Source organism: Metabacillus malikii (assembly GCF_030813355.1).
Classification (GTDB): domain Bacteria; phylum Bacillota; class Bacilli; order Bacillales; family Bacillaceae; genus Metabacillus; species Metabacillus malikii.
The window spans coordinates 25226-39056 of the sequence record NZ_JAUSUD010000013.1 but is presented as its reverse complement, the minus strand read 5'-3'; the positions used below and the strand labels follow the sequence as shown (position 1 = coordinate 39056).

Below are 13831 nucleotides of genomic sequence, written 5' to 3'. Positions count from 1 at the left end.
CCCTTTACATGCTTATTGATCGTTCATCATCTGAAAACAAATCATCCAAAGAACTTAATGTTCCATCTTCTTCAACTTGGTGAGTTAATATCTTACCCTTCGAAACTGATAGCTCAATGAAACAACTCCAACAATAATATTGATTTACACCGATTTTCCCTAGGTCTTTACTTCTACAATTCGGACATGAAAACAACTGGCACACCTCACTAACTAAAATCCATGACGATCGCATCTTTGCTAATCGTAAGTGGTTCACCAGAAGCTTTAACAACTTTCTTTCCTTCTGTGATATCAGCAAAAAATCCGTCCGTCAATTCGTATGCCTCAATTGTTCCCATTTTTTCAGAAATATATACATCTTCTAATAATCCCAATTTTTCACCTTCTCTTGTTAATACAGACTTAAAATGAAGGTCATCGTATGGGATATACTGTTGATTCGTTTTTATAGCATGGACAGGTTGTAAACTATTTCGATCCTTAACCATGACACCATTCTCTCCTAAAGCATCCACAACTTCAAAAGGAACAAATTTGTCACGATTAATGAGCCCTTTGCCTTCCATTAATAGTCCGAATATTTGACCTTGAGGGGATAAATATAAATCGGTTACATATCCTAATAGGGTTGCACTTTTATTACAATATACAGGCATCCCTTTCAATGTTGAAAATGTCCGCAAAGTCATCTCCACCTTCCCGAACATTTTTAGCATTTGCTGTTTGGACAGCCATCATACGGTGTAACGATTACCAATAGGAATCGTTCATAATTCACTTATGTTATTATTCGCAGTAGTTTCCAAAGGATATTTGAGGTTTCATTCGCTCTCGTTTTCGGCTTCATACGCTTTATGAAGACGGTTTTGACTCTGATTCGTTCTCATTTTCAGCTTCATACGCCTTATGAAGACGATTTTGACTCTGATTCGTTCTCGTTTTCGGCTTCATACACTTTATGAAGAGGGTTTTGACTCTGATTCGTTCTCGTTTTCGGCTTCATACGCTTTATGATGAAGACGAATTTGACTCTGATTCGCTCTCGTTTTCGGCTTCATACGCTTTATGAAGACAATTTTGACTCTGATTCGTTCTCGTTTTCGGCTTCATACGCCTTATGAAGACGGTTTTTGACTCAGTATCTTTCTGTTTTCAGTTTCAATGACTGCCAGATTTTAATCTTCATTCCTAAGTCATTTTACAGTTCCTTCCCTGTAAATACAGTAAATCCACAAAAAAAGACGGTTATTGAGTAAGTTTTAACTTTGTTCAATAAGCGTCTATGTATAGCTATTACGGTCGTTATTCCATAAAGTCATATGGTGTAATATTTTCCATGCCGATATTGGCATCTGCCAATGGAAAAGGTAATTCTTTTTGCAATTCATCGTCAATAGGGTTATCGTTTACACCGATTAACTTTAACATAAGACTTGTCTGACGTTCAGAACTATCGTTATTTGAAATCCCCCATTTTAATGCCTCTTTCTCACCACAGAGAACTAATGAGCGCTTACTTCTTGTAATAGCCGTATAAATCAAGTTCCTTCTTAGCATTCGAAAATACCCTTTGACAATCGGAAGGACAACGATAGGGAACTCACTACCTTGTGACTTATGAATCGAACAGCAAAATGCATGTGTGAACTGATTAAAATCCTGCTTCGTATAAGTGACTTCATTCCCGTCAAATGATACTACTATCATATCTTCCTTCTCAGTATTCTCTTTTGCATAGAAAATCGAGACGATTTCACCTATATCACCGTTAAAGACATTGCTATCTGGCTGATTCACTAATTGTAAAATCTTATCACCGTTTCGATAAACAATCTCCCCATATTTGATCTCCCGTTTATTAGGTGCCTTCGGATTAAATAACTCTTGAAGCAATAAATTTAATTGGTCAATTCCTGCAGACCCACGATACATCGGTGCTAAAATTTGAATATCCTTTGCTGAATATCCCTTTCTTATTGCACTATTGATTACTTTTTCAATGACTTCTTTCATCTGCGCTTGAGTACATTGAATAAATGAACGGTCAGCTGTAGGCGTAACAATATTTGCAGGTAACGTCCCATTTTTAATATCATGAGCAAGCTCGATTATGGATGAGCCTTCAGCTTGACGATATATATCTGTTAGCCGAACTGTAGGAATAATTTGTGCTGACAATAAATCTTTAAGAACTTGTCCTGGTCCAACGGATGGGAGCTGGTCTTCATCACCAACCATAATAACCTGTATATTCTCTGGTAATGCTTTAAAAAGTTGATTAGCGATCCAAATGTCAACCATAGAAACCTCATCAATGATAATAAGTTTCCCTGCAATTGGATTATCTTCCCCGTGTTCAAAGCCGTCCGCACCGTTCCATTTCAGCAAGCGATGAATTGTTACAGCAGGCATTCCTGTAGCTTCACTCATTCGCTTCGCTGCTCGTCCAGTCGGAGCAACTAAAACAATTGGAAATGGCTCCTCTTTTTTATAATCATTCACATTTAATGAGCACCCGTGTAAATCTGCATATAATTCAACAATCCCTTTAATAACTGTTGTTTTTCCTGTACCGGGACCACCAGTTAATAATAACATCGGCGACATTAAAGCTTTTTGAATTGCATCCTTTTGTGATGGAGCATATTGAACATTCATTCTCTCTTCAAGCTGCCCTAGTGATAAGAGGAATTCAGACTCAGGAAACAAATCATCATATTCAGTTTGCTCAAGAACCTTTTTTATGTTCTTTGCTAAGCCATGTTCAGCATAAAATAGTGTTGGCATATAGGCACGCCCATCTTCAACAATTATTTTATTCTCTTCCTGAAGTGCTTCTATTTCATTAAGGATTGTCTCTTCTTGAATTCCACTTTGCTGCGACCTATCTAGCAGCTCCTTTGTCTTCATCACTAGCTGATCAATTGTTAAATAAACGTGACCTTCCTGAAGACACATTGTTTCAATATTATAATGGCAAGCTGCCTTAATTCGTTCAGGGTCCTGGTCGATAATCCCTAACTGTTTGCCAAGCTCGTCTGCTCTAACAAAGCCAATTCCTTCAACATCTTGAACGAGCTGATAGGGATTTGCTTGAATAATGGATAACGTCTCATCTTTATATACTTGATATATCTTCATAGCTAATTGAGGGCCAAATCCTAACTGGTTAAGTGCAATCATTATCCGTTCTAATCCTTGATGGGAAATAAGTGCTTCGGCTAATTGCTTTGATTTTTCTTTGTTAATTTTCGGTATCCCCTCAAGTACACTTGGATTCTCTAAAATTTTAGAAATTGCAGATTCGCCTAACTTTTCAACAATTGCTTCAGCAGTCTTTTTGCCGATTCCTTTAAATAAGTCACTAGATAAGTATTGAATTATACCTTCTTTCGTTTGTGGCAATTCTTTTCGGAAATGTTCAGTCTGAAACTGCTGGCCAAATTTAGGATGGTTCGTAAAAGAGCCATAAAAGGTATAGACTTCATCTTCATGCAGGAGTGGAAAGTAACCAGTTACTGTGATTTCTTTCTCATCAATTTCTTCTGTCGTTTCATGTACTCTAACTTTCAAAACGGAATATAAATTCTGATCATTATGAAAGATAACAACTTTTATTAAACCTTTGACATAACGCTCTTGTTCACCAAATAAATCCGCACTTTCCTGCATGAAAGTCTCTCCCTTCTCGTTCCGTCCTTTTTGCTTAGAAATTAATTTTCTGAATTAGTTAAAATTTTCAACGCATGGCTAGCTAAAAGGTGATCTGGCTGGATCGATAACGCTTTGCGTAACAGTTCCTGTGCCTTCTCGATATTTTCCTTAAATGCATAGGCTACCCCTAAATTATAATAAGCATCTGCATGCTCCTCATTTATCGCAATTACTGATTGAAATTGTTCTATAGCCTCATCGATTAAATCTAATCTAGCTAAACATAAACCATATTGAAACAGTGCATCTTGGTCATTTTCATTTAATTCAACAGCACGTTGAAAATATGGCAAAGCTAAACGGCCCTGATCAATATTTAACAAACACATACCGAGCATAAAGTGAAGATCACCTTGGTCTAAACCTTGTTTCATCGCTTTTTCAAACATGTTTTTTGCTTCATTATAGTTTTCAAGATTATAATAGACATTTCCTGCCCCATAATATGCTGTTGCAGCTTTAGAATCAATTTCAATCGCTTTTTCATAAAATTTTATGGCTCTGTCAAACTCATTTACTGCTGAAAGTAAATTCCCAAAGTTAATATAATGAACCGGGTTATTTGGGTCAGCTTCAATCGCTTTTGAAAAAATTGTTGCCGCTTCTTCAAAATTACCCTTTTGCATTGCTTCGATTCCTTTATGGTTCGTATCCATTAAACCCACTCCTAATAACTCTTATTATGTATGTAATTTTAGGCTTATATTTCGTTTATTGTTAACCAGTGCTTCTATAAAGCATAGTCAACAGAAAAGGGTTGACTCACTTTCAGATGTGTCAACCCCCATTTTATACTATCTTACTTTCGTTATACATACCATAATTTTTCGCCATTTTTATAAACATCGTCGATCGTTCCACCGCCGAGACATACTTCTCCATCATAAAACACGACGGCTTGTCCAGGTGTCACTGCACGGATTGGCTGTTTGAACGTCACCTTTGCTGTATCTTTATCTAGGATAGTTACAGTCACTTCATTATCTTCCTGTCTGTAGCGGAATTTCGCCGTACAAGATAATTCAGTTACAGGTTTGTCTGAAATCCAGCTAATGTTCGTTGCAGTAATTGAATCTGAATAAAGTAACTCATTATGAAAACCTTGGTCGACATACAATACGTTTTTCTCTAAATCTTTTCCTACAGCAAACCAAGGTTCACCACTTCCACCGATTCCAAGACCATGACGTTGCCCGATTGTATAATACATTAACCCGTCATGTTTTCCTTTCACTTCACCATCAAGTGTTTTCATTAGGCCTGGTTGTGCTGGTAAATATCCGCTTAAGAACTCTTTAAAGTTACGTTCTCCGATAAAGCAGATACCGGTACTATCTTTTTTAGTTGCTGTTGCTAAATTAGCTTCCTTAGCCATTTCTCTTACTTTAGGTTTCTCAATATCACCTAATGGAAACATGACTTTTGATAGTTGTTCTTGGCCAAGTTGGTTTAAAAAGTATGTTTGGTCTTTATTCGTATCTATACCACGTAACATTTTATATTCCCCGTCACGGTAATCTACTCGTGCATAATGTCCAGTTGCTAAGTAATCAGCACCAAGTGACAATGCATGTTCTAAAAATGCTTTAAATTTAATTTCCTTATTACACATAACATCAGGATTCGGCGTTCTTCCTGCTTTATACTCATCTAAAAAGTACGTAAATACTTTTTCCCAGTACTGTTTTTCAAAATTCACTGCGTAATAAGGGATGCCAATTTGATTACAAACTTCAATGACATCATTGTAATCCTCTGTCGCAGTACATACTCCATTTTCATCGGTATCATCCCAATTTTTCATAAAAATACCGATGACATCATATCCTTGTTCTTTTAATCTAAGTGCAGCTACTGAAGAGTCAACACCACCAGACATACCAACAACTACTCTAGTATCTTTCGGTTCCTTCTTCATAGTGGCTATCACCTCCATGTATCAATGATTTGTTAATCTATTTACTATATTCACTATTTGTTGTGCTGCATATTGGACATCTTCCAACTGTGTGCCTAGTCCAAAACTAAAACGTACTGAAGATGTGATACGATCTGACTCCTTACCATACATCGCCACTAATACGTGTGAAGGGTCAACCGATCCTGCTGTACATGCAGAACCACTTGAAACAGCGATACCTGCCAAGTCTAAATTAACGAGTAATGATTCGATATGAGTCTTTGGAAAATAAAAATTTGCAATATGCGGTAAACCTTCTAAAGAACCATTTAATTCATAACGAATTGAATGTTCCTCAAAGATGGACATCATCTCACGTTTAAATTTAAGAAACATTTCTTGTTTCGTTTCAAGTTCTGATGTAGCAAAATCTGAAGCTAAACTTAAACCAAAAATCCCCGGTACATTTTCAGTTCCAGCTCTTCTCTTAAGTTCCTGTTCACCTCCGTAAAAGGTTGGAGTCAACTTTAACCCTGATTTCACATATAGAAAACCGACACCTTTTGGACCGTTTATTTTATGAGATGATACTGAAACTAAATCGCATCCTAGCTCCTTGACATTAATTGAAAGTATACCAAAAGCTTGTACAGCATCAGTATGAAATAATGCTTGATGGTCTTTCAACAACTTTGCTATTTCTTGTATCGGTTGAATCGTACCAACCTCGTTATTACCATACATAATTGTCACTAGAATTGTTTCGTCTGTAAGTTCTCTTTTCAGATCATTTATTGAAACGAACCCATGCTTATCGACTGGTAAATATGTGACATTAAAGCCATTCTTCTCCAAATATTGACATGACCTTAACACAGCATGGTGCTCAATCTCTGACGTGATAATATGATTTCCTTTATGTCTGTGAGCTAGTGCAGTCCCTATAATTGCTAAATTATCTGCTTCTGTTCCACCACTTGTAAAAATTACTTCTGATGGTGTAGCTCCTATTTTAGTCGCGAGATTTCTTCTAGACTCATCAAGGATACGACGTGCATCTCTACCAAATGAGTGAATACTTGATGGATTCCCGAAATGTTCTTTCATCATAGAAAACATTTTTTCCATTACAACTGGGTGAATTGGTGATGTGGCTGCGTGATCTAAGTAAACTCTCTTCACTTAAAAAACCTCCTTTCTGCAATTAGCATTTTATCTAATACTATCTTTAACAGTCTCAACGCAATCTGTAGGAGTTACAAACTGTTGTGAAAAATACCAACAATTTTAAATATAGAACATATACGGCTCTTGCTCACCTTCCGTGTAACTAGCAAGATCCTCTAACGTCGTATTATCAATAACATCGACAACTGCATCACGTATTTTAATCCATAATTGTCTTTTTGCTGGTTCTTCATCTTCTAGCACTTCAACAGGACTAATCGGCCCTTCTAAAACGCGTATAATGTCACCAGATGTAATATTTGCAGGCTCATCGCCTAATATATAACCACCATATGCACCTCGAATACTTTTAACGAGACGAGCATTGCGTAATGGAGCAATTAATTGTTCAAGATAATGTTCTGATAAATCATGGGCCTGTGCGATACTTTTCAAAGATGTCGGACCTTCACCATGTTTTTTCGCTAACTCTATCATTATCGTTAAACCGTAACGACCCTTTGTTGAAATTTTCATTTAAAAAACCCCCTATATATTTCGGTTCATAAAGCTTGGGTTATGCATTTGCCGTTTATCAATTGCAACCTTGTATACCAACCATTCTGTCCACTTCTCACAAAGCGGAATCATGATACCTGCAACATACCCCATTGATGCTGTTGCAATAATTGTTCCAATAAAAACAGGACCTCCAAGAATCCATCCTAAAACAAGGACGATAACCTCAATTGTTCCCCTTATAAAGGTAATCGACCTCCCTGTTTTTTCTACAAGTGCAATCATTAAACTATCCCTTGGCCCTGTCCCTCGTTTTGCAGATATATACAGTCCCATTCCGAAACCTAGGACGAGAATTCCTAGGAGCAGCATACACATTTTCCCTAAAAACGTATCAGGTGTTTGTAGGACTGGCATCAACATATATAAATCAATAAAAACTCCTACTGATAGCATGTTAATAATTGCACCAAGCTGTGGGAGTTTTTTTGAAAGTAATGAAGAAGAAATGAGTACGATGACTCCAATTAATATTGACCACGTACCTATAGACAAACCAAACCTATAATAAAGTCCCATATGGAGTACATCCCAAGACGATACTCCTAAATTTGCTTTCATCGTTAAAACTATTCCAAATGCCATTATGAAAAGTCCAATAAAAAAGATGAACCACTTTATGATAGAAGACATAAGTCGATTTTGTTTCACAGTCAATCCCCCGGTTGTTATATACACAAAGATGCTAATTCATTCAATTTCCTTCTATCTTTCTGCAACATACTTTGAACATTAGCCATTATAGCATATTATTAAGTTAAAGGTCACTAAAACCAACTTACAAGGTTTGATATGCACTTGATGTCAAATACCATATTAAATATTCATAATAAAGTTTCCTTTTCTAAAAGGCATGCAGGCGTATGAAGCCGCAGTAGCTAGCACCGCAAGAAGCGCCAATCCATAGTGACAACTAATCAAAAGTGACAATGTTTTTTGAAATTATCCTTAATAACTAACCATACAATAAATTCTCAAATACGTTTGGAGTGTAAAAATTGAAACAACCATTAGCGTTTAGAATGAGACCGAAGAAAATTGAAGAGATTATTGGACAAGAACATCTTGTTTCTAAAGGGAAAATAATTGAACGGATGGTGAAGGCTAAACATTTATCCTCAATGATATTGTATGGCCCCCCAGGTATTGGTAAGACATCTATCGCTACTGCGATTGCAGGTAGCACTAACACAGCATTCAGAAAGTTAAATGCAGTGATAAATAATAAAAAGGATATGGAAATTGTTGTTGAAGAAGCGAAAATGTCTGGACAAGTTATTTTAATTCTAGATGAGGTGCATCGTCTAGATAAAGCGAAGCAAGATTTTTTGCTTCCACATTTAGAAAACGGAAAAATCATTTTAATAGGCGCTACAACTAGTAACCCTTATCACGCAATTAACCCAGCAATACGGAGTAGGTGTCAAATCTTTGAACTTCATCCACTGAGTGATGAAGATATAAAAGAAGCATTATTGAGAGCATTAAAAGATGATGAGAATGGATTTGGTCATAAAAAAGTCCATTTGGATGAAGCGGCTCTTTATCATTTTTCAACAAGTTGTGGCGGTGACGTACGTTCGGCATTAAATGCACTTGAATTAGCAGTTATATCTACAGATGAAGATGAAGCAGGTGAGATATGTATTGACCTAAAAGTAGCAGAGGAATGCTTACAGAAAAAAAGCTTTGTACATGATAAAGATGGGGATGCGCATTATGATGTTCTTTCAGCATTCCAAAAATCAATAAGAGGTTCGGACGTAAATGCAGCTTTACATTATTTAGGAAGATTAATTGAAGCAGGTGACCTCGTTAGCATTAATCGGCGATTATTAGTTATTGCTTACGAAGATATCGGGCTTGCAAATCCACAAGCTGGGCAACGGACTCTCGCTGCAATTGAATCAACTGAACGATTAGGCTTTCCAGAAGCAAGAATTCCATTAGCAAATGCTGTAATCGAGCTCTGTCTTTCTCCTAAATCAAATAGTGCATATCAAGCGCTAGACCTTGCTATTGCTGATATTCGTTCCGGTCTATCAGGTGAAGTTCCACTACACTTAAAGGATGCTCATTATAAAGGAGCGAAAAATTTAGGCAGAGGTGTCGATTACCTTTATCCACATGATTATGAAAATGGCTGGGTGCAACAACAATACCTGCCTGATCGCTTGAAACATAAAGTATATTATAAACCAAAGCGAACTGGAAAATTTGAATTAGCGTTGAGTCAGGTCTATGACAAATTATTATCTAAATCAAAATCATCAAATTAATATGCACTTATTTCCTATTGAGTTGTGGTCTCTTGCTTGCATAATACAGTATGTTTCGGTAAGGATAGGATTAACTTTATTTATAAACATGATTGAATAGAAAGGAGACAGCTGTGGGGAGTAAACATACATTATGGAGTGAAGAAGATGACATGTTTCTTGTAAAAACCGTCTTAAACCATATCCGAGAAGGAAATACCCAAACTCGCGCATTCGAGGAAGTAGCGCAACAATTAAATCGAACTTCTGCAGCTTGTGGGTATCGCTGGAATGCTGTTCTCAGAAGTGATTACAAACAGGAAATTGAGGAAGCAAAGAAAACAAGAATTGCAAAGGTAAAAGGTAGACCTTCCCATCAAATAGAAAAGGCTTCACCTGTCGAAGTAAATGAGAAGAGTAAGCAGCATTTGCCTGAGGCATCATTGACAATTTCAGATTGTATCAGCTACTTAAATCAGCTTAATTTGTACAATAGTCAAACGCTAAAAACAGAAAATGAGCAACTATTAAATGAAAAGATAAAATTAACAGATGAAAAGAATGAATTGTCCTTGAAGTATGACAAACTTATGAAAAAGAAAAGCAAGCTGGAACAAGAATATAGTCTTTTAGCGAGAATTTTGAGACAGGCACAGAATATTGCTGAAGATACGTTAGAATTGAAACTAGATTATCATTAAGGAGGGTGATTTTTAGTCACCTTCCCCAATGTCTTAATTATTTTTCATCTTTGACTCTTACTATTTTTATGTCTTTTACTAGTTCTGTCACAACATACCCGCCCATTATTAAACCTGCAACAGACGGAACGAAGGCATTTGAAGATGGTGGCATTTTTGCTTTACGGATTTTTGCTTTATCGTTCCCTACTACTTTACGAACATCCTCCCTAATGACGATTGGACTTTCATCAGAGAAGACAACTTTAATCCCCTTCTTTATTCCCTCTTTACGTAAACGTGTCCGAATTACTTTCGCAATTGGGTCGGTATGTGTTTTGGAGATATCTGCTACTTGGAAACGTGTCGGGTCCATTTTATTTGCTGCACCCATACTTGATATAATCGGAATATTTCGTATCAAACATTCTTTCATAAGGTGTATTTTGTATGCGATTGTATCCGATGCGTCAATAACATAGTCTATTTTATACTCAAAGAATTGCTCATACGTTTCTTCTGTATAAAACATTTTTAATGAAACGACTTCACATTCTGGATTAATTTCTTTAATACGTGCTTCCATTAAATCAACTTTCGGTTGGCCAATTGTCGAAAGTAACGCATGTATTTGCCGATTGACATTTGTAATATCTACATCATCTTTATCCACTAAAATTATTTTGCCAACGCCAGAACGTGCTAGTGCTTCTGCAGAAAAAGACCCAACTCCCCCGACACCTAATACAGCTACCGTACTATTTTTTAATATTTCTAAGCCTTCTTTTCCAATTGCTAGTTCATTTCGCGAAAATTGATGTAACAACTACCTCACTCCAATATTTATCGTCTAATCAATAATGACAGTATTTTTTCCTGAAAAAGAATATAACATACGTATTTGAAAAAGCAAGTACTTTTCATATAAATTACTTTTATCATCAAATATGACTTTTTTCACATCCGAGCAAATTGTCCCAAGAATGATTCCTTACCAAATTAAGTAGAATTGATTATGAGGCTGAACAAAAGGCTTTAAAGATAGGCTGTTTTCGTAAACAATGTTGCTTTTAACTGAGTTATCGTTTAGGGTTTGTCTCCTCTTGCAGTACTCACGGGAAGCGGGGTGGGTGGTTATATCCCAGCCTTATACAATTATAAACAAAGAAATGATAAGTAAAGGAATTGTAAATTATGAAACCAAATGTTAATAACTAATTTTTCATCAAGACTTGATATGCATTTTTTTGTATGCTAATATTTATTTACAAACAAAATGAAAGCGCAAACATAATCCTGATGTGTTCGTTGCACACCTAGTTTTGACCTAACATCTTTACTACGGGAGCTTTCGTTTCTAAGCAAAGTAAATGCCTTCTAACACGATTGTTTAGGACTTACAAACCTTAGAACAGAGCACCCACCTGCTGTTGGCGGGATCAAAACAAGGGAAGTTCGTAACGGCATAATCGGGACTTTTTTTGCATTTAATAGAACTACATACAAAATCAAAGGGCCAGACTCATTGAACACTCATTCTATAAAGATTAAAATAGTGTCATTAATCTTTATAGAAATGTGCACTTGAAAAGTCTGACCCTTAAAAAGGTCTCATTAATTTGTTAAGCAGATATGAGCTAAACGACTTTAAGTTTTAAATATCTCTTATTTCTAGATTTAATTCCTCAAGCTGTGCTTCACTTACAGTACTTGGTGCATTCGTAAGTAGGTCACTTGCACTAGCCGTTTTCGGAAATGCTATTGTATCTCTTAAATTAGTACGGCCTGATAATAGCATCACTAAACGGTCTAGACCTAAAGCAATCCCACCGTGAGGAGGAGTACCGTATTCAAAGGCATCAAGTAAGAAACCAAACTGCTCATGTGCTTCTTCTTCCGTAAAGCCTAATAATTTAAACATTTTCTCTTGAATGTCTTTTTCAAATATCCGAATTGATCCACCACCTAATTCGTAACCGTTCAATACGATATCATATGCTTGAGCTTTCATGCTGCTCGGATCTGTTTCAAATAAATCTAAATCTTCACGAGCTGGCATTGTAAATGGATGATGTGCAGCATAATAACGTTTAGTCGCTTCATCATACTCAAGCAATGGCCAATCAACAACCCATAGGAAATTGAATTTACTTTCATCAATCAATTGCAAGTCTTTACCTAATTTTAGACGGAGTGCACCAAGTGCGTCTGCCACAACTGATTTTTTATCTGCAACAAATACTAGTAAATCCCCAATTGATGCATCCATTGTTTTCACTAAATTGGCTTGCTCTTCCTCTGTGAAGAACTTAATAATTGGCCCTTTTAAGCCATCCGCTTCTACCTTTAACCATGCTAGTCCTTTAGCACCGTACGGAGCAACAAATTCAGCTAATGCATCCATATCTTTTCGTGAATATTTATCAGCAGCACCTTTTACATTAATTGATTTTACTTGTCCACCACTTGCTACGACCGTACTGAATACTTTCAGTCCGCTGTCTTTCACAATTTCACCAACATCTACTAATTCTAAACCGAAACGAGTATCTGGTTTATCTGACCCAAATCGTCCGATAGCTTCATCGTAAGGCATTCTTTGGATAGGTAGGTCAATTTCAATCCCTTTCGTCTCTTTCATTATTCTAGCCATCATTTGCTCTGTCATTGACATAATGTCATCTTGGCTCATAAATGATGCCTCAATATCTATTTGTGTGAATTCCGGCTGTCTGTCAGCACGTAAATCTTCATCACGGAAGCAGCGTGCGATTTGATAATATTTATCGAATCCAGAAACCATTAATAGCTGTTTAAATATTTGTGGTGATTGTGGTAATGCGTAAAATTCACCTTCATGAACACGGCTTGGTACTAAATAATCGCGCGCACCTTCTGGGGTACTTTTTGTTAAAATTGGTGTTTCAATATCTAAAAATCCATTTTCATCAAGGAAATGTCTCATTGATTTCGTTACATCATGACGCATTTTAATTGTATTGAATAAAGCAGGTCTTCTTAAATCTAAATAACGGTATTTTAAACGAACATCTTCGGAAACCTCGTCCGATTTATCTTCAATAAGGAACGGTGGATTTTTCGCTGCGTTAATAATGGATACTTTTTCAACGATAACCTCAATTTTCCCTGTTGGGATGTTCGGATTAATCGTCTCTTCATCACGAACAACTACTTTTCCGGTAATATCTAACACATATTCACTTCTTACGCGTTCTGCGATAGCAAGTGCTTCTTCAGAAATTTCCGGATTGAATACGATTTGAACAACACCTGTACGGTCACGAAGATCAATGAAAATGACTCCACCTAAATCACGACGCTTAGCTACCCATCCTTTTAAAACAACTTGCTCTCCGATTGCTGTTTCAGGTACTTCTCCGCAATAATATGTACGACCAAACATGAAAAACCTCTCCTTTGGTTAATAGTTTATTTTAGGTTGTTATTTCTGTTATTGCTGATATATAAGTAGTATTATTTGGTTAACTGCAGTGTTCACTCGAAGCATT

The 13831-nt window shown here is 36.5% G+C and carries 12 protein-coding genes and 1 other RNA gene; 3 read left to right on the top strand and 10 right to left on the bottom strand.

The window, feature by feature from the left end:
• Positions 1 to 4 precede the first annotated feature (4 nt).
• From J2S19_RS13235 to J2S19_RS13200, 8 genes are all read right to left on the bottom strand, one after another.
• Positions 5 to 196, bottom strand: coding sequence for a YrzR-like zinc ribbon domain (locus J2S19_RS13235; RefSeq protein WP_307342665.1), 192 nt, complete (start codon positions 194 to 196; stop codon positions 5 to 7).
• Positions 197 to 209: 13 nt separating this feature from the next.
• A complete protein-coding gene (locus J2S19_RS13230; protein WP_307342661.1) occupies positions 210 to 686 on the bottom strand; it encodes a PRC-barrel domain-containing protein in 477 nt (158 codons plus the stop codon).
• A 619-nt stretch (positions 687 to 1305) separates the two neighbouring features.
• Positions 1306 to 3675 (bottom strand): SF1B family DNA helicase RecD2, encoded by a 2370-nt coding sequence (gene recD2, locus J2S19_RS13225; protein WP_307342658.1) that lies wholly within the window; start codon positions 3673 to 3675, stop codon positions 1306 to 1308.
• A 41-nt stretch (positions 3676 to 3716) separates the two neighbouring features.
• Entirely contained in the window at positions 3717 to 4373 is a 657-nt protein-coding gene (locus tag J2S19_RS13220; protein ID WP_307342654.1) for a tetratricopeptide repeat protein, read from the bottom strand.
• 152 nt (positions 4374 to 4525) lie between these two features.
• Positions 4526 to 5635, bottom strand: a complete 1110-nt coding sequence (mnmA, locus tag J2S19_RS13215; protein ID WP_307342651.1) for a tRNA 2-thiouridine(34) synthase MnmA — start codon at positions 5633 to 5635, stop codon at positions 4526 to 4528.
• A 21-nt stretch (positions 5636 to 5656) separates the two neighbouring features.
• The gene (locus J2S19_RS13210; protein WP_307342648.1) at positions 5657 to 6799 is read right to left on the bottom strand and encodes a cysteine desulfurase family protein; all 1143 of its coding nucleotides are present in this window, start codon (positions 6797 to 6799) and stop codon (positions 5657 to 5659) included.
• Positions 6800 to 6904: 105 nt separating this feature from the next.
• The gene (gene cymR, locus J2S19_RS13205; protein ID WP_307342645.1) at positions 6905 to 7321 is read right to left on the bottom strand and encodes a cysteine metabolism transcriptional regulator CymR; all 417 of its coding nucleotides are present in this window, start codon (positions 7319 to 7321) and stop codon (positions 6905 to 6907) included.
• Positions 7322 to 7333: 12 nt separating this feature from the next.
• Positions 7334 to 8014, bottom strand: coding sequence for a YczE/YyaS/YitT family protein (locus J2S19_RS13200; RefSeq protein ID WP_307342642.1), 681 nt, complete (start codon positions 8012 to 8014; stop codon positions 7334 to 7336).
• A 371-nt stretch (positions 8015 to 8385) separates the two neighbouring features.
• Here J2S19_RS13200 and J2S19_RS13195 point away from each other — a divergent pair, with 371 nt between their 5' ends.
• Together J2S19_RS13195 and J2S19_RS13190 are read left to right on the top strand one after the other, a co-directional pair.
• Positions 8386 to 9642 carry a replication-associated recombination protein A gene (locus J2S19_RS13195; RefSeq protein ID WP_307342919.1) on the top strand — a complete coding sequence of 419 codons (1257 nt, stop codon included), beginning with the start codon at positions 8386 to 8388 and terminating at the stop codon, positions 9640 to 9642.
• 113 nt (positions 9643 to 9755) lie between these two features.
• Positions 9756 to 10322 (top strand): hypothetical protein, encoded by a 567-nt coding sequence (locus J2S19_RS13190; protein ID WP_307342639.1) that lies wholly within the window; start codon positions 9756 to 9758, stop codon positions 10320 to 10322.
• Between the two features lie 37 nt (positions 10323 to 10359).
• Here the strand turns inward: J2S19_RS13190 and J2S19_RS13185 are convergent, their stop codons facing one another.
• Positions 10360 to 11127, bottom strand: coding sequence for a tRNA threonylcarbamoyladenosine dehydratase (locus tag J2S19_RS13185; protein WP_307342636.1), 768 nt, complete (start codon positions 11125 to 11127; stop codon positions 10360 to 10362).
• Positions 11128 to 11591: 464 nt separating this feature from the next.
• Between J2S19_RS13185 and ssrS the strand changes: the two genes are divergently transcribed.
• Positions 11592 to 11781: non-coding RNA, 6S RNA (gene ssrS, locus J2S19_RS13180), on the top strand.
• A gap of 174 nt (positions 11782 to 11955) precedes the next feature.
• Here ssrS and aspS read toward each other — a convergent pair.
• Positions 11956 to 13725, bottom strand: coding sequence for an aspartate--tRNA ligase (gene aspS / locus J2S19_RS13175; RefSeq protein WP_307342633.1), 1770 nt, complete (start codon positions 13723 to 13725; stop codon positions 11956 to 11958).
• Positions 13726 to 13831: the final 106 nt, after the last annotated feature.

What these genes read in the sequence shown, in the direction of transcription:
- recD2 (WP_307342658.1), bottom strand. Translation starts at nt 3,675, where the DNA reads ATGCAGGAAAGTGCGGATTTATTTGGTGAACAAGAGCGTTATGTCAAA.
- J2S19_RS13220 (WP_307342654.1), bottom strand. Translation starts at nt 4,373, where the DNA reads ATGGATACGAACCATAAAGGAATCGAAGCAATGCAAAAGGGTAATTTT.
- mnmA (WP_307342651.1), bottom strand. Translation starts at nt 5,635, where the DNA reads ATGAAGAAGGAACCGAAAGATACTAGAGTAGTTGTTGGTATGTCTGGT.
- cymR (WP_307342645.1), bottom strand. Translation starts at nt 7,321, where the DNA reads ATGAAAATTTCAACAAAGGGTCGTTACGGTTTAACGATAATGATAGAG.
- J2S19_RS13195 (WP_307342919.1), top strand. Translation starts at nt 8,386, where the DNA reads ATGAGACCGAAGAAAATTGAAGAGATTATTGGACAAGAACATCTTGTT.
- aspS (WP_307342633.1), bottom strand. Translation starts at nt 13,725, where the DNA reads ATGTTTGGTCGTACATATTATTGCGGAGAAGTACCTGAAACAGCAATC.